Genomic DNA, 25,608 nt, shown 5'->3' on the forward strand with positions numbered 1-25,608 from the left:
ATAAAGACGCATTACGGGCATTGATCAAGATGCTCTAGTACTCATGTATCATTAATGGATGGTTTTATGGCCGCGTTTAGCGGCCTTTTCTATTTCCAGAGGTGTACTTTTGTACAAATGCGTTTTTCCGGGACACATGGAATGGTAAAATCTTTAGCAGCGAGCGCGATTTCGGTCCGCTGTTTAAAGAGAGGATGATCACCTTGGAAGGGAAAACACTGGGAGGTCGGTACGAAATTCTCCACCGTCTCGGTGGCGGCGGGATGGCAGTCGTCTACCTGGCACAAGATCGTTTTCTAGACAGACGGGTAGCGGTCAAAGTGTTAAAAAAAGCCCTCAGCCGGGATGAGGACTTGGTTCGCCGTTTTAACCGGGAAGCCAAAGCGGTGGCCAGTATGTCCCATCCCGGTGTAATCAAGGTTTATGATGTCGGTCGGGAAGACGATATTCACTATATGGTAATGGAATATATGGAAGGTGCTTCTCTGATGGATCGCATCGCGAAAGGAAAGCTTGCCACCCGTGAGGCGGTGGAGATTGCGATCCAGATCTGCGATGGATTGGAACATGCTCACCAACAGGGAGTGATCCATCGCGACATTAAGCCCCACAATATCATGGCTACCGCCGACGGGCAGTTTAAGCTAGGGGATTTTGGGATTTCTCGCTTAAGCGGGGCTACTGCCATTACGCAGACGGGAGCCGTGATCGGTTCCATCCATTATTTTTCCCCCGAACAAGCACGAGGGCGGGATATTACAAAACAGAGCGACATTTACTCCCTCGGGGTGGTTCTATTTTACGTGGTAACGGGTGTGCTGCCCTATGATGGCGATGAAGCAGTTGCCATCGCACTAAAACATCTGGAGGAACCGGTGCCGAATCCGCGCGACTGGGATCCGGAGTTGCCTGAGGGGGTGTGCCATGTGATCGCCCGTGCCATGGCCAAATCAAAAGAGGAGCGTTACCCATCGGCAGCGGAGATGAAAGCCGATTTGGAACAGGCGTTTACCGTTCCTTTTCGCGGAACTATTCTATCTTTATCCGCTGAAGCGAAAGTGACGGGAAGCGATCGTACGGATAGAGCCCTGGAAGAAGTGGGCGACAAAAAAAACGACAGATGGAAAGAGATTTTAGGGAAGCGAAGAGTTTGGTTTGGACTGGGTACCGGCATGGCTTGTGTAATGCTATTATGCTTCTTTTTGATTCAATCGCACGATTCAAATACCCTCGATGAATCAACCCCATCAGAAACGGCATCCGTTTTCCCACCGCCGGAAACCGCGGATGACGAGGAGAAAGCGGTCATTGACGAGCCGGAAGAAGAGGTGGAGCAAGAGGAAGAAGTGGTTGCAGAGGCGGAAGAGGAGAAGGAACGAAGGGAAGTAGAACCGACCCCTACCCCCGATCAAGAACAGCCACCTCCTGTTGATCCAGGGTGGAAGGCTACCTTCGATGATCAGACCGGCACTCTCCAAGTGAGCGGTCAAGAGCAGGAGGGAACTTTTGCGATCAGCGTATATCATCGAGGTGAGATGTACGACAATTATACGTCAGAGGAGAAACGCTGGAGTCAGCTGCGTTACCGTTTTCCGGAATGGGATAACTACGAGCCTGGCAAATATGAGATCGATGTGTACTTTATGCGCAAAGGTGTCGATACGGGGGATTATATTGACCTGTTTACCGTGGAAAAAGAAGGCGTAAACAATGGGGATGAATGATGGGAGAATTATCTGTATTGGTTAATAAAAAGATCCTTCTTCCTTAGCCGAAATTGGTTTATCAACTGGCTTTGCGGGAGAGACAACATGTAAGAAAGGAGGGGGTTCGTACATGGAAGGGAAGCTGTTGGGACAACGCTATGAAATTTTGCGTCAGCTAGGCGGTGGGGGGATGGCTGTTGTCTACTTGGCGCAGGACCGATTGCTGGAGCGGCAAGTGGCAATCAAAGTGCTGGACGATGAGCTGGGTCATGATACGGATTTTATTCGCCGTTTTGAACGGGAGGCGCAAGCGGCGGCTAGCCTCTCTCATCCTCATATCATCGCGATTTATGATGTTGGGCAAGAAGATGAGATTTACTATATTGTGATGGAGTATATGGAAGGAGCTTCCTTGATGGATCGCATTGCGGAACGGGGAATGATACCGGCCCGTGAAGCGGTGGAGATTGCGATCCAGATCTGCGATGGATTGGAACATGCTCACCAACAGGGAATCATCCATCGCGATATCAAACCGCACAATATGATGGCGACCGCCACCGGACAGTTTAAGTTGGGTGATTTTGGGATTGCACAACGTCATGGGGCGACAGCGCTAACCCAGTCAGGACAGGTGATGGGATCGGTTCATTATTTTTCTCCGGAGCAGGCCCAGGGTAAAACGGTAGGCCCCCAGAGCGATGTGTATTCCTTAGGCGTGGTCTTGTACGAAATGGTGACGGGAACCCCTCCTTTTAACAGTGAGGAAGGGATTGCCATCGCCTTGTCCCATTTGCGCGATCCGATTCCAGATCCGCGCCGATGGAACCTCGATTTGCCCGACGGAGTGTGCCATGTGATCGCCCGCGCCATGGAAAAATCGAGCGATACGCGCTATCAATCCACAGCAGAGATGAAAGCGGAGTTGGAACAAGCTTTTCTCGACATTCCGCGCCAACCGGTGCAAGCCTTTGCTCCTGTTTCCGCCGTTTCGGAGGAGGGAGGGATGGTGGCTAATGCTGCATCAGGTAAGGGAAAAGGGTGGCGCGAGTGGCTACATAAACGAAGGCTTTGGTTTGGGTTAGGTATCGGATTGCCCCTGGTGTTGGTATCGTTTTTTATCCTGTGGGTAGGCGGGGAATTAGTACAAACACAGGGAGGGGAGAATGGGCCCCAACAGCCGCGGGAAGTTGCAGGTGTAGCAGAAAAGGAGGAGCAAACAGACGGTCAGGAACAAGAGGTTACGGCAGAGGCTGAGACTGGGGAGCAACAACAGCCATCCGACCAGACTGAGAAGAATCAATCTGCAGCCGACGAAAAAAAGGAAAACGATTCCCCGCCTTCCTCTACCACTCCCCCTTCACAGCAGCAACCAGAGGAAAGGGTGGTCCCCCAGTTTGAGGAATTTTTCGATGAAGCAACATGGACGGTACGGGCCAAAGCGACCCAACCGGGGGAAGGGTATTTTCGTATCTGGGTGTTTAAAGATGATACGCCAGAATACTACCAGCATTATCAATCCGAAGAAAAATACTGGGACACATTTTCGTTTACCATCCCCGATTGGGAAAGCTTCCCCCCAGGAACCTATAAAATCTCGCCACATTTTCACCAAAGTGAGCTTGATGCGCTGCCGGTGGACAGCGATCGAGAATTTACAGTGGTAAAAGATTGACCGCTCCCGATGCGTAAACGCAGGGGATTCCTGCGAGCAGTAGTCCCAACGACCAGTTATCTTAGCAGGCTCTACCCGTAGGTCCCACGGTGAAAACAAAAAATGCTCTGCTACCTTAGCTTGGTTTTCGCAACTTCAAAGAGACGGGTGGTTGAAGATTTTACACTACAGACCGATTTTCGGTAGCATATCTTCAGTTTTCAACGAGCGAATATGATTCTACCAAAAAATTGTCAGACTTCATTTAGAGATATCGGGTTTTTTCGAGTGATAGTAAGATTATACCCCATCCCCCTTATCCCTTACATACCGCAGTCAATATCGGGGCATGCTCGCGGTTGAGAACTTGATATTGAACGGTTTGATAGTCGGTATCCAGCTGTTTCATCCACGCCAATACCTGCTCTGCTTCTTCGCGACCGCCAGGGTGGCCGGTGTAGAGGACGGCGGTCAGGATGCCGCCGGGGTTGAGCATATCCACCGCTTGCCGCATCGCATCCAGGGTGGTGTCGGTTTGGGTGGTGATCGTTTTGTCGCCATGAGGGAGGTAGCCCAAATTGAACATGACGGCATCTATATGGAGAATGCTGCGGTTGTAGAGATGAAATTTTATCTTTTCGTGGCTGTCGTGAAAGAGCGTGACACGGCCATCCAAGGACTCTTTTTCCAAACGTAAGCGGCTGCGTCGAACCGCTTCTTCCTGTATGTCAAATCCAAAAACCCGTCCGGCATCGCCCACGTGATCGGCCAAAAAGCGAATGTCATGGCCGTTTCCCAGGGTAGCGTCGACGGCGATTCCACCGGGGGGGAGGCGTTCCGCCACCCATTGGTGGGTTTGTTGCAAAATACCGGGAAGCATCAGGCTTTTTCACCTACCCATTGCGGTAAGAGTGAGGGGGTAGCAGGAGACCATTTTTTCCCTTGCCAGGAATGGCGCCGCTTTAGCTCATCGTCGATGGCGTTGAGCGCCTCCCATTTTTTTGTACTCCACATCGGCCCGATCATCAGATCCGGCGGGCCGTCCCCTGTCACTCGGTGAATCACCATCTGCGGTGGCAACAGTTCCAACGTATCCACCACTAAGCGTACATAGGTGTCCCGATCCAAAAACTGAAGCAGTCCCTGTTTGTATTGTTTGACCATCGGTGTTTTTTTCAACAGATGGAGGGAATGGATCTTGATGCCTTGGATATCCATATTGGCACAGGCACGACCCGTCTCCAGCATCATCTCCGGCGTTTCCTGCGGCAGACCGTAAATGATGTGGGCGCAGGTGCGGATATTTCGCTGTCGCAGCTTGGCGACTCCTTCTAAAAAACAGGCGTAATCGTGTCCGCGATTGATTAGGTCCGAGGTGGAGTCATGCACCGTCTGCAAGCCCAGCTCCACCCAGAGATAGGTGCGCTCATTTAATTCTTCCAATAAATCCAGCACATCGTCCGGCAAGCAGTCCGGCCGGGTGGCGATGGAGAGGCCGATCACATTTTCCTGCTCCAAAATGCATTCATACATGGGGCGAAGTTCCTCCGCCGGTGCATAGGTATTGCTAAATGCCTGAAAATAACCGAGATATTTCGCTTGCGGCCATTTTTGGTGCATGCGCTCTTTTACCCGTTGAAACTGTTCCACCAAATCTTGCCGTCGATCTCCAGCAAAATCGCCAGAGCCGCGCGGACTACAGAAGGTGCAGCCACCGGAGGCGACAGTTCCATCCCGGTTGGGACAAGTAAAGCCACCATCCAAGGGAACTTTAAAGATCTTTTCTCCGAAGTGGCTGCGCAGGTGGTGGTTCCATGTATGGTAACGTTTATCCCCCCATGTGAGAGGAATTGGTTTCTGTTGTTTTGGTGCGTACATATACAACCCATCCTTATAAAAGCGATCTTTCCCCATTATACACCATGGTGGTGAGATCCCAAGTTTGATTCAGCGATGACTGGGAAAAAATATTTATAGAGTCAGCTGGAAAGGAGCAGATATACTTGAATTCGGATATCCAAACATTGATCGACGGACTGAATGAAGATCTGGCATATGAGTATGCAGCGGTTATCTCGTATACGTACAATGCTGCCGTTGTTTCCGGTTTAGCCCGTCCAGTCTTAAAATCGTTTTTTGAAGAAGAAGCTCAGGATGAAATTCGTCACGCCAGTTACCTATCGGAGAAAGTTGCCGCTCTGGGTGGAGTACCGGTCGTACAGCCGGCGGAGGTAAAGCAGACTTCCAGCGTAAGGGAAATGTTGGAAAATGCCATCGCTGATGAGGATGCTACCATTCATCGCTATATGAAACGGATTGAGCAAGCGGAAAAAGCCGCCCAGTACGGTTTAAAGGTGGATTTAGAGGATATGGTGGCCGATGAGTCCAACCATAAGGAAGAGTTGCAGCGCTTGTTGAACGATCCTCGCTTATAAGGAATGAGTGAAAAACCGCAACGCGTCATGTGTTGCGGTTTTTTTGTATGCCGGGTATGCTGGAAGCGTAAAAAAGATCGAAGCCTGTCGGAAGTGTTGGTCAGGGCAGGAGAGGTGAGGTTTATTTGATGAAAAAGCATTTGCACTTATTTTTATGGTTGGTTCTATTATTATTTGTGATGGTGTCGGGCTGCTCCCTGTTTGCGGGTACTGAGTCGGAGAAGTCGGATGACAGCGTGGATAAAAACGGATCTCTGTCTGCAGAGGAAATCCTTCAGAAAGCGGAAGCCTCGATGACCGACACGAGTGGGGTTCGTTATGATATTGTCGGTGATCAATCGCTCGTGATCGAAAAAGACGGAAAAAATAAAGCGGCCACAATGGATTTTAATGCGGCCTTACAGTTGGATCAGAAGCCATTTGCCATCCATTTAAAAGGGAATATCAATACGGATACCGACACTGTACCCGTTGAGTTGTATTTGGCACAGGGTATCTGGTATAGCCGCATGGATGAAGGGGACTGGACTCGCTCCACTATTCCCTCCTTCGGAAATGGGCAGGGGCAAAATTTGCTCCCAGCAGAATCGTTGCAACAGTTTCGGCGGATGATTGAGGAATCCAATGACAGTTCAAGGGTGCATTTTTCTAACGAAGAAGATGCATATGTATTAGAACTGAATGTAACAGAGGAAGGATTGAAAAAAGAGTGGGGTGACGATTATAAAAATCTGAAAAAGAAATTGGAGCCGTCTTGGGAAGAAATCGGTCTTACCGCTAGGCAAGCGGAAGCCAGGATTGTTCAGTTTAATCGTCGCTTTTCCATTGACAAGGAGACATTTATACCAAAGCAGATCGATCATGCAACCATCTGGGAAATTCCGTTAGAAAAAGGTTCCATCACGCTAGAACAAAATATGGTAATCACTTATGCTGGTGAATCGACACGATCGATCACCATACCAGCGGAGGTCACAAGAAGTTCCCAAGACAAATAGACTCTCAAACAGGGGTTCCCTGGTGTGGCCGCCTACCCTACTTTAAAATGCCATCTCAAAGAGGTGGTTTTTTTCTGTTTTATATGGTTTTTGCCGGGATGCTATAGCACTTTTTATCTGTATCAATGATATATAAAAAACTGTATCATAACCTGTTGCAACCATGTATCATATAGTAAATATCTTGTATTTCGCTGGTATTGACGGAGTATATCGTGGGGTGTATCATTCAAATGTATGGGTTGTAACCAAACAGGAGTAATGGTTGGCTCAAGGAAACCCAAACCGTTTTAGCGGCAAGGCGGACAGGATTTAACAGTTTTTGCGTCCGGTATGAAGGGAAGGTACTTCTGAGACTGTTTCTCTCCTATTCATCCCATATTCCTGTTGTTCGCATGGACAACGGGTAAACTTGGCAGGATAAGGAGATGAACGGATCATATTAGCCCGGTGAGGAGCATTAAGAAACGAGGTGTGCAATTGTGCCTAAAGTAATGGAGTTGAAGCAGGGTTCGGAAATGTTTCAAATCCTAAATGAAAACGGTGAGATTGTCGAAGGGCAACAAGCACCAGATCTCTCCGATGACGAACTGAAAGACATTTATCGCTGGATGTTGCGAATCCGTACGTTTGACGGGCGTGCCATTAAGCTGAACCGTCAGGGACGCTTAGGTTTTTATGCGCCGATGGCAGGCCAGGAAGCGTGCCAGATCGCATCGATGGCTGCGCTAAAGAAGAGCGATATGCTGTATCCCAGCTATCGTGATGTCGGTACCGCTATGTATCATGGATTGCCGATGGAAAATGTTTTCCTCAATTCCCGTGGTCAGATTACGGGCATGAAAACGCCGGAGGGCGTAAACGCTTACCCGCCGCAAATCATCATCGCCGCTCAAGTTCTTCACTGTGCCGGTTCCGGTTGGGCTTTCCGCCTGCGGGATGAAGATCATGTTGCGATCTGTTTCTTCGGAGACGGGGCGACCTCAGAAGGGGACTTCCACGAAGGACTCAACTTTGCCGCCGTCTACGATGCCAACTCCATTTTCTTCTGTCAAAACAACCAATACGCCATCAGTGTGCCGCTTCATAAACAGATGCGTTCCGAGACGATCGCCCAAAAAGCTGTCGCTTACGGCATCGCCGGCATTCGCGTCGACGGCAACGATGCCTTGGCCGTCTATGAGGCGACCAAACAAGCGGCTGAACGTGCCCGCAAAGGGGAAGGACCGACCTTGATCGAAGCGGTTACCTACCGTGTTGGACCGCACACCATGGCGGGTGATGACCCGGGTCGCTACCGCACGAAAGAAGAGGAAGAGACCTGGACCTCTAAGCGTGATCCGCTCAAGCGCCTCCGTCAATACCTGGATTCCAAAGGCCTCTGGTCTGATGCCGAGGAAGAGCAGGTACAAGAAGAAGTGCTGAACGAGATGAACGAAGCGATCAAAAAAGTGGAGAAAGCACCGAAAGGGACCGTCGCTGAATTGATCGACGATCTCTATGCTGAAACTCCGGCACTCCTTAAAAAGCAAAAAGATGAATACCTCTCCTGGAAGGAGGGCAAATAAGCCATGGCTACCATGACCTATATTCAAGCCATCAACCAAGCACTTAGCGTCGAAATGGAACGGGATAAAAACGTACTCGTCATGGGTGAAGACGTCGGGGTGAACGGCGGTGTTTTCCGTGCAACCGCCGATCTGTACCAAACCTTCGGCGAGAAGCGTTCCTTTGACACCCCGCTGGCGGAGTCCGCGATCATCGGTACGGCGATCGGTCTCGCCAACCACGGCTTCCGTCCGGTTCCCGAGATCCAGTTTGCCGGATTTGTCTATGAGTGTATGGACCAAATCTCGACGCAAGCCGCTCGGATCCGCATGCGTTCCGGTGGACGTTTCAACGCTCCCATCACCGTCCGCGTTCCCTTCGGCGGCGGCGTAAAAACGCCGGAAATGCACTCCGACAGCCTGGAAGCATTGTTTATGCACAGCCCTGGGGTAAAAGTGGTGATCCCCTCTACCCCTTATGACGCCAAAGGCTTGCTGATCTCCGCCATCCGGGACGATGACCCGGTCATCTTCTATGAATCGATGAAGCTGTATCGCTCCATTAAAGCCGATGTGCCGGAGGAAGCATACACCGTGCCCTTGGGCAAAGCCAACGTGGTCCGGGAAGGCACCGACGTTACCCTGATCGCTTACGGCGCTATGGTTCATACCGCGGAAAAAGCGGCGGCACAAGCGGAGAAAGAGCGTGGTGTAAAAGCGGAAGTGATCGACTTGCGCACGATTTCTCCCTTTGATCTGGAGACGATCATCGGCTCCGTCACCAAAACCCATCGCGCTGTTGTCATCCATGAAGCGGCCCAAACCGGCGGTGTTGGTGCGGAATTGTCCGCTCGCATCCACGAAGAAGCGATCCTCTCTCTGGAAGCGCCGGTGGTGCGTGTGACTGGTTTTGACACCCCGTACCCGTTGACAGCGATCGAAGACGAATACTTACCGACAGTGGACCGAATCTGTGCCGGTATCTACAAAACGCTGGACTTTTAATTGAAAGGAGGTACCCGATCGTGGCTTTTGAATTTAAATTGCCTGATGTAGGTGAAGGGATCCACGAAGGCGAAATCGTGAAGTTTCATGTTAAAGAAGGCGATTCCATCAACGAAGATGATGTGCTCGCTGAAGTGCAGACGGATAAAGCGGTGGTGGAGATCCCCTCCCCCGTGACCGGTACCGTCAAAAAACTGAACGCCGCTGAAGGCGAAGTGATCGAAGTCGGCTCCGTATTGGCTGTCTTTGACACCGGCGATGGAGACGCAGCGGAAGAGACGGCAACCGAAGAGGCAAAAGCGGAAGAAACCCCTGCCCCGGCAGAAGAGAAGAAAGAAGAAGCTCCTGCTGCTCCCGCCGCCACCGGCAAGCAGGTGTTGGCGATGCCTTCCATCCGCAAAAAAGCCCGGGAGCTGGGCATCGATATCAGCCAGGTAGCAGGTTCCGGCCCCCGTGGCCGCATCACCTTGGAAGATCTGGAGAACTTCCAAGCAGGCGGTGCTAAACAAGAAGCCCAACCGGAAGCGGAGCAAGCAGCTCCGGCTCCTGCAGCGAAAGAAGCTGCCGCGCCTGCGCCCGCAGCACAGGCGCCACAAGGAAACGAAGAGCGTATTCCGCTGCGCGGTATGCGTCGTACCATCGCCAAGCGGATGGCACAAAGCGTCTACACCGCTCCCCATGTGACGATTATGGATGAGGTGGATGCATCCGAGCTGATCGAAATGCGCAAATGGGCGAAGCCGATGGCGGAACAGCGCGGCATCAAGCTGACCTACATGCCTTTTATCATCAAGGCTCTGGTTGCCGCTTTGCATGAATTCCCCACTTTAAACGCTTCCATCGATGATGAGAAAGAAGAGATCATCATCAAGAAGTACTACCATATGGGGATTGCAGCAGCCACCGAAGACGGTTTGTTAGTACCGGTATTAAAAGATGTGGATCGCAAATCGATGTTCCAACTGGCGGATGAGATGAGCGACTTGATTAAACGCACACGGGAGCGGAAAGCCGGTGTGGAAGACCTGAAGGGCAGCACCTTCACCATTACCAACATCGGAGCCTTCGGCGGCCAATTCTTCACCCCGATTATCAACTATCCGGAAGTGGCGATCTTCGGTATGGGCAAAATGGCGGATCGTCCGATGGCAGTCGATGGAGAAGTGGTAATCAAGCCCATTATGAACATCTCGCTGTCCATCGATCACCGCCTGATCGACGGCGATGTGGCCGCCCGCTTCCTCAATCGTGTCAAAGAGTTGCTGGAAAACCCGAAACTCTTGATGATGGAGATGAGCTGATATGGTAGTAGGAGACTTTGCAACCGAAGTTGACGTTCTTGTCGTCGGTGGCGGTCCTGGCGGCTATGTTGCCGCCATCCGTGCCGCCCAACTGGGGAAAAAAGTAACTTTAGTGGATAAAGCGGAACTGGGCGGAGTCTGCCTCAATCGGGGTTGTATTCCTTCCAAAGCGTTAATCCATGCGGCAGATGAAGTAAACAAAATGAAAAACGCCTCCCACATGGGCATCGAAGTGGATGGAGTCAAGCTTGACTTCCCCAAAACGATTCAGTGGAAAGATCAAGTGGTGAAAAAGCTGACAGGCGGTGTCGGTCAGCTTTTGAAGGGAAATAAAGTGGAAGTGGTACAAGGGGAAGTCTACTTCTCCGGAGAAAACACCGTCAAGGTCGCAACCGAGGATAACAGTACCACTTATCAGTTTGAGCACTGCATCTTGGCGACAGGCTCCCGCCCGACCCAGATTCCGTCGTTGCCGTTTGACGGAGAAAAAATCATCTCTTCCACCGAAGCGCTCAACCTGCAAGCCGTACCGGAAAAGCTGATCGTAGTCGGTGGCGGCTATATCGGCTTGGAGTTGGGTACCGCCTATGCTAAGTTGGGGGCGGAAGTGACCATCCTGGAAGGGACCGACAGCTTGCTGCCAGGTACCGACCCGGGCATGGTGCGCATGGTGAAGCGCAACCTGAAAAAGCTGGGTGTCGACGTGGTGACCAATGCCATGGTGCAAGGGGCAGACACCTCTGGCAATGGTGTCACTGTTACTGCCGAAGTAAAAGGAGAAGAAAAAACCTTCTCTGCGGATAAAGTGTTGGTGTCCGTCGGTCGTACCCCTAACACCGATGAGTTGGGTCTGGAACATGCTGGGATCGAGCTGGATGGTCGCTTTGTTCCCACTGATAAACAGATGCGTACCAAAAATGAGCGCATTTTTGCCATCGGTGATATTGCCGGCCAACCGATGTTGGCCCACAAAGCTAGCTATGAAGGCAAAGTGGCGGCGGAAGCGATCGCCGGTGAACCCAGTGAAGTGGATTACCGCGCGATGCCTTACGTCATCTTCTCCGATCCGGAACTGGCCTATACCGGCCTGACGGAGCAAGAGGCAAAAGAGCAGGGCTATGACGTCAGTGTCAGCCGATTCTCCTTTGCCGCCAACGGTCGTGCACTCTCTTTGGATGCCGCCGACGGTTATTTCCAAGTGGTTGCCGACAAAGAGACGAAACAGATTATCGGCGCTCAAATCGTGGGTCCAGAAGCATCCAGTTTGATCTCTGAAGTGGTACTGGCGATCGAGATGGGAGCCAACGCCGAAGATATCGCCTTGACGATCCATGCTCATCCCTCCCTGCCGGAAACCTTTATGGAAGCAGCAGAGGGAATCGTCGGAAACGCCATTCATATGGTGAACAAATAAGCCTATAGTAACGACAACACCCTCGGATATGTTCGAGGGTGTTTTTATTATGATAGTAAGTTGCCTCGTCTGTAAGCCTTGGTTAGCGAGTATGGAAAACCTAAAAACGTGGGAGTCATCGGAAACGAAAAATGGATCGAGGACATCTATCCAAGAATCGTGTTGAGTCGCAATGTGCGCCCATTTTTAAAAAATGCTTAGACGATGTCCACAACGGAGGAGCATACGAAACCATATGCGCTATATCTGGAGACAAAGTGGGGATACTTTCGACTGATCCGGTATCCTCCCCGATTTTCCGGTCATAAGTAAGCACCCCGGGTTCGGGGTGCATTGGCACAGGAGTGATCTTTTGTTACTGTATTAATAACAACTTTTAATGAACTTTCTTTTGCGCTGCATGATTGGCCGGTCCCTGTGCGAGGGGAGCGGCTTTTTTCTTGCGCTTCAACAAGAAGTGGGGGATAATCCCGGCAGGCACCGGCAGCTCTTCCTGAACAGGGCTGATGGGTTGCTTGCGAACGAAACGCATGGTGGGCACTCCTTTCTTTCTGTAGCAAAAAGTTGTGATCGGGAGTAATACTCCCTACCTAAAAGATAACTTCTTATAACGAGATGTCAATAGGTTTTTTTGAGAAGTATGCCCTTTTTTCGGTTTTTTTATTTTGCAAAAGGGAAAAAGGGATGGGAAGTACGGAAAATAAAGCGTTAACAGACAACGTTGCTGGTGAAGTACAAATGAGGAGGGATAGTAACAGTTAATTCAAGTGTATAAATAACACAGGGGGAAGTGGATCGAGTTGTAGTTCTTTACAAAGATCGTCTGATACGTTTGGGATTTGAGCTAATCGAATATATAGCATCTTTGTATGATTGTCAGATCGAGATCATTGATCACACAGAGAAAACAGAAGAACAAGAACTTGTAGAAGATCTAGTTCAAATCGTGACAGTGTCTAGTTGTAAGTTACACGGCAAGCGTGCTAATAAAGCCAAAAGGTTAGTCAAGGAGTTGGCTAACGATGATTAAAGCCTACAAAATCCGATTAACCCCTAGCAATAAACAGCGTACACAGTTAGAACAATCGGCACATGTAGCAAGATGGGCATACAACTGGGCACTGAATCAGAAAAAATCCCATTATAAGGAGACGAAAGAGCTATAACCAAGGAGATTTGCGGAAACATCTGACTCAACTGAAAAAAACGGATGAATACAAGTGGTTATACAAGTTCAGCAACAACATAACCAAACAGGCAATCAAAGATTGTGATGAAGCATTTAAACGGTTTTTTAAGGGCCTATCGAGGTTCCCGAGATTTAAGAGCCGAAGACAATCAAAGTGGAGTTTCTACAACGACCCATACAAAGTGAAGTTGGAACCAAACCGAATCCGACTCGAAAAGATCGGTTGGATACGGTTAGCAGAAACAGGTTACTTGCCAGAAGAATTTAAGCCGTTATCCTATCGGATCAGCAAAGAAGGAATCCATTGGTTTGTTTCCATCACAGTAGAAATTCCTGATTACGTGGATCATTCCAAGCCCACTAATCAGCCCGTCGGGGTGGACTTAGGGATAAAAACACTCGCCACACTCAGCACAAGTAAGGCATTTAAAAACATCAATAAATCAGGCAAAGTGAAACGACTAGAGAAGCGTTTCAAACGGTTGCAAAGGAGGGCTTCTCGTAAATACCAACTGAACAAGGAGGGAAACCGTTACCGGAAAACACGCAACCTTATAAAACTCGAAAAGAGCATAGCTAAGTTAAGAAGCCGCATCAACAACACCCGAAAGAACTTCATTCATCAAATGACAACTGAGATCGTGAAAACCAAGCCTTCTCATATTGTCATTGAGGATTTGAATGTCAACGGGATGATGAAGAAAAAACACCTTGCAAAGCACATTCAACAGTGCAACTTCTATGAAATCAGACAGCAACTGGAGTATAAATGCAAGTGGTACAACGTTGAGCTAATGATTGTTGATCGTTGGTATCCCTCAAGCAAAACATGTTCTAGTTGTGGTCAAATCCATAAAGAACTGAAGTTATCAGACCGTTGGATGAAATGCGACTGCGGGCTCAACATAGATCGGGACTTAAATGCCGCGATTAACTTAGCTAAATTAGCGTCTTAGTCATTACAAGACAACGCTAATATGTACCGTGAGTTACATGGAAATTTATGCCTGTGGAGTGTTATAGCAAACCGTTGTAGGGAGTAAGTGCCGAAGCGGGACACGATGAATCAGGAAGAAAACATAAACTCTTTGTAGAGTTTTGTAAGTTTTTCGTAACGGTACGCCATGGAAACATCCATCCAGATTGAGGTACGACCGACAGAGATTGATGTGATGGGCCATGTAAACAATGCAAAATACCTGGAATATATGGAGTGGAGTCGGGAAGACTGGTACAACCGGAGCGGGCTTCCCTTTGATGTATTTACCGAAATGAATATCGGTACAGTGACCGTCAACATCAACATCAATTATCGCAAAGAGGCGCGACTGGGAGAAAAGTTGACGATTTTTACTCGCCCGATTCAAAAAGGACGCACCAGTTATGTGTTGGAACATATCATCATCAACGAACAGGGGGAGCGGGTGGCGGATGCGACGGTGACCAGTGTTACCATCGATTTAGAAAAAAGAAAGAGCGTCCCGTTGCCGACGCCGTTGGCGCAACGATTTGACGCTCGAGATGGTTAACCATCGTCACCGGGATTTGCGCAGATCGCCCAGTTCCGCCAGTATACCGTCCAATTCCATCATCGTGAGATTTCCTTTTTTTCTTTCCACCATGTCGTATAGATCTTTGATCTCTTCGTACTGATCCAGTTCAAAATCATCGGGATCGATTAAACCGGCATTGACCAGCTTTAAGTGCCCTTTTATCGCTTCGATCATATAGGTGATGTTTTCCTTGCTCGGTTGCTCTAAATTCATCAAACCGCTCCTCTCGCTGCTCAGCTTTTCTCATTGTATTAGAAATCACGCAACTTGCCTACCCATGTTGAAAGGGGGGAAGGGATTTTTAAGTCTGCGTGCTCTTGCTGTTTGCAAACAATTGTGGGAACGAATCTGACTGAGAATTGTGTCATGGAGGTGAGTGCAGTGCAGCCGGATGCGCGAGAGTCACCTCTGTTTACACAGTTTCTCTACCATTTCAATGTTGACCGCGATTATTATGAGTGTCATGAAGTGTTGGAGGAGCTGTGGATGGAGGAAGGGAGAGATCCTCTGTACCAAGGACTGTTGCAAGTGGCTGTCGCTTTGTTCCATTGTCGTAACGGCAATGATAATGGCGCCCGCAAGTTGTTTCGTAAGGCGTTGGCCAAACTGCGTCAACAACCGGGAGACAGCTTGGGGATCAATTTGGCCCGTTTGCGCCAAGATTGCACAAGGTACTTGGAGCGACTGGAACAGGTGGAACAAAAACCGTTTCCCTTTTATAATCTCACCATCGATATACTGGACCCTCAACTTCAAAAACGGGTGGGGGAGTTGACTGCCAGCGCTTCTAATGGAAGGGAGGTGGACTTGTGAACGCCATCCGCTTGCTGGATACCCATTGTCATGGGGATCAATTGCTGCCGGATTCGATGTTAAGGGCGCAACAAGAACCAACGAATGAGAGCGAAACATTCACGGACACGGTGGTAGGGGATCCATAGACGTTTGCTGGCACAAGGGGCCGGCACGATATCGATTCCCTGTCGGCGGGCATGTAGACAGGCACGGTACATATGATAGTCGTGAGTGATTAAAAAGCATGTCCGCAAGTGGTGCCGTTCCAAAATCAGGCGGGCAAAAGCGAGGTTTTGCGCGGTGTTGACGGAATTTTCCTCCAGTAGAATAGCGGGAGCGGGGATTCCGCGCTCGATCAGATATCGCTTCATCGCTTGCGCCTCGCTGATTTGACGGCGGAGGGAACCGCCGCAACAGAGAAAGGTGGAAAATCGCCCTTCCTGGTACAGGGCGAGGGCGTAATCCAGCCGCTCCTGCAGGGCAGGGCTGGGTTGATCGCCTTGTAGCGCCGCTCCCAGGACGATTCCCGATTCGCGTGTAGATCCGGTTAACGCCTGTTGGCGAAACGCGATAACACGGGTGTATAACCGTAAAAACACGAATAGGAAGAGAAGCGTTGCCGGGGCAAACCACCACCACCCGTTCATTTCTCACTAACCCCTTCCGTTCGCGGTGTCGGGCAAGCGGAAGTAAAAGGAGGATGGGGATGAAAGACGGAAAATGTGTTCGTCTCCTTCTGCCAGTCGATCACAATTCCATCCAGCCATGTTTTCTCATGCGGCAGGCAAGTAAAAGGAACCTCCGAAGCTTTCGTTTGAAACATGCCCGGTTGTACCTCCGTCATTTCAAGGGCAAAAGAGGGGGTACTGCAACCGGAAGTGAGAGGTACCACACGGATTGCCAAGCGATCGGCGTCCGGTTCCTGCATTAAGAGGGCGGTTAAACGAGCGGCGGCCATTTGACTGATATGAATGTTCATGATGCGCGATCCTCTCCGCTTTCTAACAAGGTATCAGCTTCAACGTTACTATAGCAGATATCGAAGAGGGGCAAAAGAGCGCGGCAACTAGTCACTAAACAAATAAAAGGAGGAATCGGGATGATGAGCCACCCCCAAACATTTCGCGCATGGATGGTGAATCAGGCGGATAATGACTTTTCCATGGAACTAAAGGAGCTGACCCTCAATGATCTGCCTGTAGGAGATGTATTGGTAAAAGTGGAATATTCCGGGGTCAACTACAAAGACGGATTGGCCAGTATACCTCGTGGACGCGTGGTGGAATCTTATCCGATGGTTCCGGGAATCGATCTGGCCGGTCGGGTGGTCGAATCCCAGGATGCTCGTTATCACGTGGGGCAGGAAGTGATTGTGGCCAGTGCTGAATTGGGGGTTTCCCACTTTGGCGGCTACAGTGAATACGCCCGTGTGCCGGGGGATTGGATTGTGCCGTTGCCTGCGGGTCTCACTTTGAAAGAAGCGATGGTCCTAGGCACCGCCGGTTTTACCGCCGCTATGTCAGTCGAACGGATGGAGGAAAACGGACTGACTCCGGAAAAGGGACCAGTGTTGGTGACTGGTGCCACTGGTGGTGTAGGAAGTACAGCGGTTGCCATGCTGGCGCAAAAAGGATATACCGTGGCCGCCAGCACGGGAAAAACCGATGCCGATGCGTTTCTGCGTGATCTAGGCGCCACTGAGATTTTGCGGCGGGATGAGGTAAAGCCGAACCCCAAGCGTCCCCTGGCCAAAGCGCGATGGGGAGGAGCGGTGGACCCTGTCGGTGGGGAGGCGCTCTCCTATCTGTTGAGTACCACACGTTTTGGTGGATCGGTGGCGGTGAGCGGGTTGACGGGTGGAACCTCTTTTACCAGTACGGTTTTTCCCTTCATTTTACGGGGGATCAATTTATTGGGGATCGATTCCGCTCATATCGGCAATGATTATCGCCGTCGCATATGGGGTCGATTAGCTTCAGACCTAAAGCCCCAAGCCTTGCTGGAACGGATTCATACCGCCGAGGTGACACTGGAAGAGCTGCCTCATTCGCTGTCCACCATTTTAAAGGGCGAAATCCGAGGCCGTACTTTGGTTCATTTGTCTAAGTAAAGTGTAATCGATTCTTTTTCAATGGATAACTGGAGCTCACTTGCCAAAAACAGACGAACTCGGTAAGATGTTGGATATGTTCCAGCAAGCGTTTTTATATAGAATGTATATACAGAAAGAGATGGTCAGTTGAGGGGGAGAAGTGTGTGAAACGGTTATGGCTTGGAGTAGCTGCCTGTGCTTTGTTATTGGGAGGTTGCGGCAAAACGAGTACTGAAGACGATCAGATGTCGATTGGAAAGCAGTTAATGAAAAAAGAGCCGCCTAAAGTTAAGCTGGAAACAGATGAAGCGGTAAGCCAAGCATGGAAAGAAAAGGGTAAAACAAAAGCACACGGAGCGCTTGTGTTGAAAAACAAAGGGAAGACGCCGGTTGAGGTTCATTCCGTGCGCTTGGATTTTAAGGATGAACAAGGAAAGGTTTTGGCAAAGGAAGATATTTTAGCCGTGGTGCCCAAAATCGTCAAACCGGGTGAAAATGTGCATATTGGCGCAACGACGGATTTGCAGGTGTCCGATCCGGATAGACTGGAAACAGTTACTCCTACGATTGAAGCGGAGCCGGCATGGAAAGATCCTGCCAATGTGGAAGCGAAGCAGGTAGAGTGGAAAATGGGCCAAGATCAGATGGGAACAGTGGAAGGCTCCTTGATTAACAGTAGCGGGGAACATGTCACTGATCTCTTCGTTACCGCCTCACTCCGTGATGAGGAAGGAAAATTGCTGGGTGTGGTAAACGACTATCTAAATGTTTCCCTTAAACCGGAAGAAAAAGAGGCATTTAAGCTGCGAAGTGGAAACATCCCTGCCGATACGATAAAAGAAGTCTCCGAAGTGGACGTCCAGGCGTACCCTTTATTTCGGGAAGAGGAATAGAGCAAACTGAGTGATGATAAACCATCAAAGCCTGAGCCGCTCGCTCAGGCTTTCGTTTGTTGGGAGGAACATTGGCGCGAAGTCGGAAATTTGACCATACAGCAGTCACCTGCGCGGGGAGCTGTACTTGACACGGGTTTGTGACACAGGGGAGAAATGGTTGACGCCACACGTGATATACTGGGGACAAGAGAACGGATTAAAGGGTGAAATAAGAATGGATCAACAAACAGAAAACAACCAAAATCAAGGGTTTCACTATACGCCGTGGGTGGTGGGCCTCACCATTGCCATCAATCTGATCATATTGATCTTGTTTCTCTTGCCGGAAGCAGATCGATTTAGCCACCTCGATCTCACCTTTCTGCCGATGATGAATGCCATTTTTAACAGCTTCACCACTGTATTCCTGGCAGCGGCGCTTTTCTTTATCAAACGGAAAAACATTACGATGCATCGCCGCTTTATCTATGCGGCATTTGGATCGACGAGCCTGTTTTTGATCACCTACCTCATTTATCATGGGTTGGCGGAGTCCACCCGCTATGGGGGCAGTGGCATCCTGGCGGCGATCTATTATTTCATTCTGATCACACACATCATTTTAGCCGCGGTCATCGTACCCTTGGCTTTAATCTCTTTTTTCCGTGGGATCAACATGAAAGTGGAAAAACATCGCAAGATCGCGCGCTGGACGATGCCCTTGTGGCTTTATGTCAGTATTACCGGTGTGATCATTTACCTGATGATCTCTCCTTATTATTGAGTAGTGGGCCAACCATAGGGTTGGCTTTTGCTTTTCCAGCGGAAGGAACGGATCGGGGCGGTGACGAAGGAAAATAGGTGAATAAGCAAAGGAATCGAAAGGGGATTTATGCATGATTGACGATTGGGATCAGATGTATGCCAGTGGAGAGTACAGTCATCATTGGGATTACGCTTATCCCTCACAAGAGTTGGTCGCTTTCGTCGCTTCCATCGCTTTTCCCCCGGATGCCTGTGCGGTGGATGTGGGTTGTGGAGCCGGTCGAGAGGCAGTGTTTTTAGCCGAGTACGGCTTCCGCGTGGTTGGAGTGGATCTGAGCCGGGAAGCGCTGCACATCGCCGCAAAACGTGCGCGGGAAGCCGAAGTGGAGGTGGATTGGCATCACGGAAACGTTCTGCGGCTACCAGTGGACGATCAAACCGTCGACCTGATCAATGACCGTGGTTGCTTTCACTTGATTCCCGAGGAAGATCGCAATCGTTATGCCGTGGAAGCAGCTCGTGTGTTAAAACCCGGTGGGCGGCTTTTTTTGCGAGGATGCCGAATGAATGAAGCGAATTGGGATCGGTTTGTAGCGGTGACGCCGGAGGCGGTAGATCGCCATTTTGGGGAATGGTTTGAACGGGGGCCCGTTTTGCCGCTACGTTTGGTATCCGATGCCGGTGGTGAAGGGCTGCCAGCAAACTTGGTGGTGTTGCGACGGCGCCAGGATGGATAACAGAAAACGAACTGCCTCATGGCAGTTCGTTTTCGTTAAGAACGGTGTTGTTCCAAGGAGTTGTCTATCAGAGTATCCATCGTGTCGGAATGTGATTGACTGCGGGAGTGCTTTCGCCGTTTAAGCATTCGCTCGATCCCCCATGTTCCCATGATAGAGAACAAAAGCCCCACGCCAAGAAACAAGCCAATGATCAACTGTGGTGGCCACTCACTCATATTTTCTCAGACCCTCTTTCCCAATTTCTTTCTCTGTTGTTGATTATACACCAACGAAAGGATCAATTCCTTTTCTTTTTCCAAAAAGAACGATGAGGAGCGAATCCCAATTGGAAACGAACATTCACCGTTTGGCGGAGTGGATACAGACAGCGGAAGGAACGGTAGTCTTAACAGGTGCGGGTATGTCGACAGAAAGCGGCATTCCCGATTTTCGCTCCCGCGAAGGGTTCTGGAAGCGGGTCGATCCGCAGCGGGTGGCAACCGTATCCGCCTTGGAGGAGGAATATGAGACTTTTCACCATTTTTATCGTCTGCGCATAAGAGGATTAGAGCGAGTCCATCCCCATCCCGGTCATCAGGTGTTGGCCCGCTGGGAGCAGCAGGGCTACATCCGGGGAATCGCCACCCAAAATGTGGACCGTTTGCACCAACGGGCGGGTAACCGGCAGGTATGGGAGTTGCACGGAAATATTTTGCAATTTCACTGCCATGATTGCAAGAAGGCGGCGGAACGATCCCGTTTTTTGCAACAGAAACCTTGTGTGCATTGCGGAGGGCGTCTGCGACCGGATATTATTCTGTTTGGCGAATGGTTGCCGGAAACGACGTGGAGCGAGGCGATGGAGGCGGTACAACAAGCGGATCTGCTGCTGGTGATTGGAACTAGTCTCGAAGTGTATCCGGTTAATCAGATGCCGCAGCTGTGCCCGGGTAAAACGGTATTGATCAATGCGGACAAGACGGCGATGGATCGTCAATTGGATTTGGTGATTAGCGGTAAGGCAGGGGAAGTGTTACAACATGTCGATCAGATTGTAGCCAAAACAGAGGAAGGGTGAGTTGCATTGCCAGAGGAGAGCACCATTTTGTTTGTGTACGGAACATTGCGCCAAGGTGAAAATAACCATCACTATTTGAAAGGGGCTGAACGCTTAGCTTCCCAGGCTTGGGTGTACGGTCGTCTGCTCGATACTGGTTGGGGGTATCCGGCTTTGCTTTTACAAGGGATGGAGCGTGTGTATGGGGAGTTATATCGGGTGCCGCACCGTTTGCTTCCGAAGATTGACGAGTTGGAGGATTATACTCCCGGCACTCCAGATAATGAGTATAAACGGGTTACCGTCACTGTGGGAACCGATGTAGGAGAATGCCGAGCGATGACATATCTCTATACACAATCGCTGGCCAGGGAGAAGGAAATCCCTTTTGGAGATTGGCGGTTATACCATTTGCGGCGTCGGTTGCCACTGCTTTACTTTGCCTATGGATCTTGTATGGATGATGAACGGTTTCGTTTGCAAGGAGTGGCGGATGCGTTTCGGGAACGATTGGGTCGTGGGGTGTTAACCGGGTATGATATGCGCTATACCCTCTCATACCCCGACGGTGGCCGTGCCGATCTGGTAGAGAAAAAAGGGGCGATTGCCGAAGGAGTAGTTTATCGTATCGGTGCGCGGGGATTGGATTATCTCTATTGGCGGGAAGGAGTGCAGGAAGGCACATACCGTCCGGCGATGGTATCAGTAGAAATGAAGGACGGCATCCATGATGCCCTCACCTTTCTCGTAATCGACAAAAAAGAAGAGACAGCGCCTCCCGAGCACTACGCCCGCGAAATTTTGCGGGGCTCTTATGGGACCGTGAGCGATGCGTACTATCAAAAACTGAAGCGTCGGCTGCTCAATCGTTTTTATATGAATGTACCGTTTTAACCCTTTGTCCAAGTTAGTGGGGGCATTGGGTCTTTGCGTTCTTGTTTTTATGAAGAAGTAGAGATTGGGTTTCTGCCACTGATTGCGGTAGCGAGTATGTCTGGCGATCGCTTAAGCCGGTTACTCGTATTTTCCCTTTATCAGTGGCTTTTGTATCTATTGGTAGAAGACTAACCCTTCTGTTGCATGAAAGCTTCTTGCTTCCGATGGCAAGAAACTCCCGCTTCTTCGCGTTAGCGAAAGCGGGAGAGGTTTAGGGTGTATTCGTCGGCCGTTGGAATAATTCTGTGATGAAATGTTGCTGTTCCATGGTCCAGCCCCGTTCCTTCAGCATATTGACAGCCTGATCCGACAGCGGGGTGCTTGTGTAAAAGGGGATTCCCCGTTTGATCGCTTCCCGGTCGACCGTTTGTAGGCTTTGGGTATTCATGCCACCGCTCTTCCATATTTCCAAACTGGTTCCGTCTTGAAAATGAAAAGAATAAGTGCCGTTAAAAAGTTCATCCTCTTCACCGATGGCATAGCTGACACTGATCGATTGCACATCGTTCCAGGAATGAATGCGCTCCACACCGAGGGAGTAAAACGGGGAATGGACGATTTCATGTTCATTGATCATCACATAGGAATCCAATACCATTGCCAGCAACGGGATCGTTACCGCCAACGGAAAGAAGAATCGACGCAACGACTCCTGCCACCCGCGGATCCCTGAGCGTAAACTGTGTATATAAAAAAGGCACAAAATTAAAATGGCAACCATAAAGGCTGAATTGGTAGCGGTATCCCGATATGCGTGGAAATAAAGAGCGTCTTGTTCTTGATACAACCAAACCCGCACCAAGGACATTCCTTGGATGATGACAACTACCGGCAGGGTAAGGAGCAGCACGTTTATCAGAATCGAACGACTTCCCTGTAACAGTCGGCGCAACCACTGTCCCTGGGGATGAGTATTTGGCATCTGTTCAAAGGCAGTCATCGTCTCGCCTCTTTTCTTTTTCTTGATATCATCTTACAACATTTCGCATGAGGAGAATGAAACAATTTAGCGGGTTATTTTCGAATGGTTGGATGCAAAAGGGGGAAGAGTATGCTTTGATTTGACCGACAAAGGAGGAGCAATCATGCCTCAGCAGACAAAGGCGCAGTCTCAAACTCCGTTGCAGCCACCCCAGCACCAACATCGACAACCAGGATTGGAGTCGGAAATGGTTCCCCGCCCGACGGCGGAGGACGACGATTATCGCGGAAGCGGCAAATTGGCGGGAAAGCGAGCATTGATCACTGGAGGGGACAGTGGGATTGGACGCGCTGTCTCCATCGCTTTTGCCAAGGAAGGAGCCGATGTCGCCATTCTCTATCTGAACGAGCACGGTGATGCCCAGGAAACTAAAGCCCGGGTAGAGGAGCTGGGAAGAAAAGCGTTACTGCTCCCCGGCGATATCGGTGATGAGATCTTTTGTCAGCACGCGGTTCAACAAACCGTCAACAGCCTGGGTGGGTTGGATGTCCTGGTGAATAACGCCGCAGAGCAACATCCCCAAGATGGAATCGACCAAATCGACGCGCAGCAACTGGAGCGTACCTTTCGTACCAATGTTTTCTCCTTTTTTTATCTGACGAAAGCGGCGCTGCCCCATCTGCCTACAGGCGGGAGCATTATCAATACAACATCGGTGACTGCTTATAAGGGAAATCCGGTTTTACTCGATTATTCGGCGACCAAAGGAGCGATTGTCTCCTTTACGCGTTCGTTATCGCAATCGCTGGTCAAACAGGGCATTCGCGTTAACGGTGTCGCTCCAGGTCCGATTTGGACACCGTTGATCCCTTCCACCTTTGATGCCCAACAAGTGGCCACTTTTGGATCCAGCACGCCGATGGGGCGCCCAGGCCAGCCGGCGGAACTGGCGGCCAGTTATGTATTTCTCGCCTCCTCTGACTCTTCCTATATCAGCGGACAAGTGCTTCACCCCAATGGTGGTGTGGTGGTGAACGGTTAGTTGATAATGGCAAGGTGTAAGGGGCGCTTTCATTTTGCCGACGGGAATCTTAGCTCTTTGAAGAGTGGGATAAAAGGCAAAACATTGGCTTTCAGTTGGCTTTTTCTGTGGTAAGATTAAGGCGAAGACGATACAGAGGAGGCAGATCCAATGGCACAAACACGTGAAGGCGCCATCACATTTAAAGGAAACCCCGTCACTCTAGTGGGGCCTGAATTAAAAGCGGGTGACACCGCCCCTGACTTTACGGTTCTGGCTAACGATCTTAGCCCGGTTACCCTTGCTGACACCCGTGGTCAGGTACGGATTATCAGTGTGGTTCCGTCGTTGGATACCGGTGTTTGTGATGCGCAAACCCGTCGTTTTAACGAAGAGGCCGCCAATCTGGGTGAACATGTGCGCGTACTTACCGTCAGCGTCGACCTTCCCTTTGCGCAAAAGCGTTGGTGTGGTGCTGCCGGCATCGAACGGGTGCAGACACTGTCCGACCATCGCGATCTTTCCTTTGGCACGGCATATGGAGTGGTAATCCAAGAACTGCGTCTGCTGGCGCGTGCCGTATTTGTGATCGATGCCAATGATAAGCTGGTTCATGTTGAAGTGGTCTCTGAAGCAACCAACCACCCGGATTATGAAGCCGCAGTGGAAGCGGCCAAACGCGCATAATGGAGCATAAGCCCAGGATTGTCCTGGGCTTATGTTGTATAATCGGATAAGATTGAACACAAGATAGCACCTGTGAAAGAGGTGAGGCACGCCCTTGTCGCTGTGGCGGAGCGTTTGACCGATCCAATTGAAAGGCAGGTGCATCGCGGTGTCTTCCCGTTCTCTTTACCGGTTGTTCATTGCGGTCCCCGTTCCTGACCCCCATCGACAGTGGATGGCGGAATGGTGTCGGGAGCGGTCCGAACAGTGGCCCTTTAAAAAATGGGTTCATCCATCGGACTACCATATTACCGTCCAGTTCTTGGGAGAGTGTACCTTCCGCCAAGCACGCGAGGTAAAAAAGCGGGTTCGGCTCCTGATGACTGAAATGGAACCCTTCTCCCTCTCGTTGGGCCCAATTGGGTGGTTTGGAGTAGCCGATCACCCCCGTATTTTGTGGGCGGGGCTGGATGGAGATTTGGATCGCTTGCACCAGCTCTACCAAGCGGTGGCGGACACCGTTTCCCCAGTCGGCTTTGCAAAGGAAAAACGACTTTATCGCCCCCATATCACTATAGCCAAAAAATATAAGCGCAACGATTTCCCCCATGAAGAGGTAGATACCACCTTTCGCCCGGAATCGGCAGGACTGAAGCCGTGGACGGTGGATGAACTGATTCTCTACCAAACCCATGTCTATCGTTCGCCCATGTATCAACCCTTAGCGATTTTTGGGGTGGGGGCGGGGTGATGAAGGGCGGATTGATTTACCGGCTTGTTTACCATGACGGTAGCCGCTAACTCTGCTTACCGTATGTAGCTTATTGATATAACAAGAGCGATAACCCCTGCCAATTATAGTTGGCAGGGGTTTTGTCGTGTTCGTTTTGTGGCTTGTTTGTGGAACGAGAAGGTTATATAAAAAAGATCAAACCAAAGACATACCGGAATATGTTAC

General features: G+C 50.2%; 27 protein-coding genes and 2 pseudogenes. 22 read left to right on the forward strand and 7 right to left on the reverse strand.

Annotation, left to right across the window (positions count from 1 at the left end):
• Positions 1–203 precede the first annotated feature (203 nt).
• Positions 204–1,724, forward strand: coding sequence for a protein kinase domain-containing protein (locus tag C8J48_RS00645; RefSeq protein ID WP_107724473.1), 1,521 nt, complete (start codon positions 204–206; stop codon positions 1,722–1,724).
• A gap of 112 nt (positions 1,725–1,836) precedes the next feature.
• Positions 1,837–3,381: a protein kinase domain-containing protein gene (locus tag C8J48_RS00650; protein ID WP_107724474.1), complete on the forward strand. Its 1,545-nt coding sequence runs from the start codon at positions 1,837–1,839 to the stop codon at positions 3,379–3,381.
• A 295-nt stretch (positions 3,382–3,676) separates the two neighbouring features.
• Here the strand turns inward: C8J48_RS00650 and mnmM are convergent, their stop codons facing one another.
• Positions 3,677–4,240: a tRNA 5-(aminomethyl)-2-thiouridylate-methyltransferase MnmM gene (gene mnmM, locus C8J48_RS00655; protein ID WP_245891022.1), complete on the reverse strand. Its 564-nt coding sequence runs from the start codon at positions 4,238–4,240 to the stop codon at positions 3,677–3,679.
• On the reverse strand, positions 4,240–5,238 hold the full coding sequence (gene mnmL / locus C8J48_RS00660; RefSeq protein ID WP_107724476.1) for a tRNA modification radical SAM protein MnmL/YtqA: 999 nt from the start codon (positions 5,236–5,238) through the stop codon (positions 4,240–4,242). The genes mnmM and mnmL overlap by 1 nt, the downstream gene beginning before the upstream one ends.
• 125 nt (positions 5,239–5,363) lie before the next feature.
• Between mnmL and C8J48_RS00665 the strand changes: the two genes are divergently transcribed.
• From C8J48_RS00665 to lpdA, 6 genes are all read left to right on the forward strand, one after another.
• Entirely contained in the window at positions 5,364–5,795 is a 432-nt protein-coding gene (locus C8J48_RS00665; protein ID WP_107724477.1) for a ferritin-like domain-containing protein, read from the forward strand.
• A 128-nt stretch (positions 5,796–5,923) separates the two neighbouring features.
• The gene (locus tag C8J48_RS00670) at positions 5,924–6,793 is read left to right on the forward strand and encodes a DUF6612 family protein (RefSeq protein WP_107724478.1); all 870 of its coding nucleotides are present in this window, start codon (positions 5,924–5,926) and stop codon (positions 6,791–6,793) included.
• Between the two features lie 482 nt (positions 6,794–7,275).
• Positions 7,276–8,361 carry a pyruvate dehydrogenase (acetyl-transferring) E1 component subunit alpha gene (gene pdhA, locus C8J48_RS00675; RefSeq protein ID WP_107724479.1) on the forward strand — a complete coding sequence of 362 codons (1,086 nt, stop codon included), beginning with the start codon at positions 7,276–7,278 and terminating at the stop codon, positions 8,359–8,361.
• 3 nt (positions 8,362–8,364) lie between these two features.
• Positions 8,365–9,345 carry an alpha-ketoacid dehydrogenase subunit beta gene (locus C8J48_RS00680; RefSeq protein WP_107724480.1) on the forward strand — a complete coding sequence of 327 codons (981 nt, stop codon included), beginning with the start codon at positions 8,365–8,367 and terminating at the stop codon, positions 9,343–9,345.
• Positions 9,346–9,365: 20 nt separating this feature from the next.
• The gene (locus tag C8J48_RS00685; RefSeq protein ID WP_170105029.1) at positions 9,366–10,646 is read left to right on the forward strand and encodes a dihydrolipoamide acetyltransferase family protein; all 1,281 of its coding nucleotides are present in this window, start codon (positions 9,366–9,368) and stop codon (positions 10,644–10,646) included.
• Position 10,647: 1 nt separating this feature from the next.
• Positions 10,648–12,060: a dihydrolipoyl dehydrogenase gene (gene lpdA / locus C8J48_RS00690; RefSeq protein WP_107724482.1), complete on the forward strand. Its 1,413-nt coding sequence runs from the start codon at positions 10,648–10,650 to the stop codon at positions 12,058–12,060.
• Between the two features lie 376 nt (positions 12,061–12,436).
• Here lpdA and C8J48_RS18580 read toward each other — a convergent pair whose 3' ends face one another.
• Positions 12,437–12,592, reverse strand: coding sequence for a hypothetical protein (locus C8J48_RS18580; RefSeq protein ID WP_170105031.1), 156 nt, complete (start codon positions 12,590–12,592; stop codon positions 12,437–12,439).
• 243 nt (positions 12,593–12,835) lie between these two features.
• Here C8J48_RS18580 and C8J48_RS19300 point away from each other — a divergent pair.
• From C8J48_RS19300 to C8J48_RS00705, 3 genes and pseudogenes are all read left to right on the forward strand, one after another.
• Positions 12,836–13,090: pseudogene (locus C8J48_RS19300) on the forward strand (recombinase family protein); the annotation flags it as partial.
• Positions 13,083–14,205: pseudogene (locus C8J48_RS00700) on the forward strand (RNA-guided endonuclease InsQ/TnpB family protein). The pseudogenes C8J48_RS19300 and C8J48_RS00700, both read left to right, overlap by 8 nt.
• Before the next feature lie 168 nt (positions 14,206–14,373).
• Positions 14,374–14,778 carry an acyl-CoA thioesterase gene (locus C8J48_RS00705; RefSeq protein ID WP_107724483.1) on the forward strand — a complete coding sequence of 135 codons (405 nt, stop codon included), beginning with the start codon at positions 14,374–14,376 and terminating at the stop codon, positions 14,776–14,778.
• Between the two features lie 6 nt (positions 14,779–14,784).
• On the opposite strand, the gene C8J48_RS00710 is transcribed toward C8J48_RS00705, so the two are convergent.
• Positions 14,785–15,015, reverse strand: a complete 231-nt coding sequence (locus C8J48_RS00710; RefSeq protein WP_107724484.1) for a DUF1128 domain-containing protein — start codon at positions 15,013–15,015, stop codon at positions 14,785–14,787.
• Between the two features lie 168 nt (positions 15,016–15,183).
• Here C8J48_RS00710 and C8J48_RS00715 point away from each other — a divergent pair, with 168 nt between their 5' ends.
• Complete coding sequence (locus C8J48_RS00715) at positions 15,184–15,615, forward strand: DUF309 domain-containing protein (RefSeq protein ID WP_245891023.1); 432 nt, start codon at positions 15,184–15,186, stop codon at positions 15,613–15,615.
• A gap of 59 nt (positions 15,616–15,674) precedes the next feature.
• On the opposite strand, the gene C8J48_RS00720 is transcribed toward C8J48_RS00715, so the two are convergent.
• The gene (locus C8J48_RS00720; RefSeq protein ID WP_107724485.1) at positions 15,675–16,244 is read right to left on the reverse strand and encodes a YdcF family protein; all 570 of its coding nucleotides are present in this window, start codon (positions 16,242–16,244) and stop codon (positions 15,675–15,677) included.
• The gene (locus C8J48_RS00725; protein ID WP_107724486.1) at positions 16,241–16,576 is read right to left on the reverse strand and encodes a hypothetical protein; all 336 of its coding nucleotides are present in this window, start codon (positions 16,574–16,576) and stop codon (positions 16,241–16,243) included. Before C8J48_RS00725 ends, C8J48_RS00720 begins: the two co-directional genes overlap by 4 nt.
• Before the next feature lie 123 nt (positions 16,577–16,699).
• Between C8J48_RS00725 and C8J48_RS00730 the strand changes: the two genes are divergently transcribed.
• From C8J48_RS00730 to C8J48_RS18585, 7 genes are all read left to right on the forward strand, one after another.
• On the forward strand, positions 16,700–17,707 hold the full coding sequence (locus C8J48_RS00730; protein WP_107727519.1) for an acrylyl-CoA reductase family protein: 1,008 nt from the start codon (positions 16,700–16,702) through the stop codon (positions 17,705–17,707).
• A gap of 146 nt (positions 17,708–17,853) precedes the next feature.
• Positions 17,854–18,582: an FxLYD domain-containing protein gene (locus C8J48_RS00735; protein ID WP_107724487.1), complete on the forward strand. Its 729-nt coding sequence runs from the start codon at positions 17,854–17,856 to the stop codon at positions 18,580–18,582.
• Between the two features lie 217 nt (positions 18,583–18,799).
• Positions 18,800–19,348, forward strand: a complete 549-nt coding sequence (locus C8J48_RS00740; RefSeq protein WP_107724488.1) for a DUF420 domain-containing protein — start codon at positions 18,800–18,802, stop codon at positions 19,346–19,348.
• A gap of 112 nt (positions 19,349–19,460) precedes the next feature.
• The gene (locus C8J48_RS00745; RefSeq protein ID WP_107724489.1) at positions 19,461–20,066 is read left to right on the forward strand and encodes a class I SAM-dependent methyltransferase; all 606 of its coding nucleotides are present in this window, start codon (positions 19,461–19,463) and stop codon (positions 20,064–20,066) included.
• A gap of 328 nt (positions 20,067–20,394) precedes the next feature.
• On the forward strand, positions 20,395–21,126 hold the full coding sequence (locus C8J48_RS00750; protein ID WP_245891024.1) for an SIR2 family NAD-dependent protein deacylase: 732 nt from the start codon (positions 20,395–20,397) through the stop codon (positions 21,124–21,126).
• 33 nt (positions 21,127–21,159) lie between these two features.
• The gene (locus tag C8J48_RS00755) at positions 21,160–21,999 is read left to right on the forward strand and encodes a gamma-glutamylcyclotransferase family protein (RefSeq protein WP_245891158.1); all 840 of its coding nucleotides are present in this window, start codon (positions 21,160–21,162) and stop codon (positions 21,997–21,999) included.
• A 33-nt stretch (positions 22,000–22,032) separates the two neighbouring features.
• Positions 22,033–22,173, forward strand: a complete 141-nt coding sequence (locus tag C8J48_RS18585; protein WP_170105033.1) for a hypothetical protein — start codon at positions 22,033–22,035, stop codon at positions 22,171–22,173.
• 79 nt (positions 22,174–22,252) lie between these two features.
• On the opposite strand, the gene C8J48_RS00760 is transcribed toward C8J48_RS18585, so the two are convergent.
• A complete protein-coding gene (locus C8J48_RS00760) occupies positions 22,253–22,981 on the reverse strand; it encodes a hypothetical protein (RefSeq protein WP_107724491.1) in 729 nt (242 codons plus the stop codon).
• Between the two features lie 145 nt (positions 22,982–23,126).
• Here C8J48_RS00760 and C8J48_RS00765 point away from each other — a divergent pair, with 145 nt between their 5' ends.
• The 3 genes from C8J48_RS00765 to thpR all read left to right on the forward strand — a co-directional run bounded on the left by C8J48_RS00765 (position 23,127) and on the right by thpR (position 25,401).
• Entirely contained in the window at positions 23,127–24,005 is an 879-nt protein-coding gene (locus C8J48_RS00765) for an SDR family oxidoreductase (RefSeq protein WP_107724492.1), read from the forward strand.
• A gap of 150 nt (positions 24,006–24,155) precedes the next feature.
• Positions 24,156–24,671 carry a thiol peroxidase gene (gene tpx / locus C8J48_RS00770; RefSeq protein ID WP_107724493.1) on the forward strand — a complete coding sequence of 172 codons (516 nt, stop codon included), beginning with the start codon at positions 24,156–24,158 and terminating at the stop codon, positions 24,669–24,671.
• A 148-nt stretch (positions 24,672–24,819) separates the two neighbouring features.
• Positions 24,820–25,401 (forward strand): RNA 2',3'-cyclic phosphodiesterase, encoded by a 582-nt coding sequence (thpR, locus tag C8J48_RS00775; protein WP_107724494.1) that lies wholly within the window; start codon positions 24,820–24,822, stop codon positions 25,399–25,401.
• Positions 25,402–25,608: the final 207 nt, after the last annotated feature.

This window comes from Desmospora activa DSM 45169 (assembly GCF_003046315.1).
Lineage (GTDB): Bacteria > Bacillota > Bacilli > Thermoactinomycetales > DSM-45169 > Desmospora > Desmospora activa.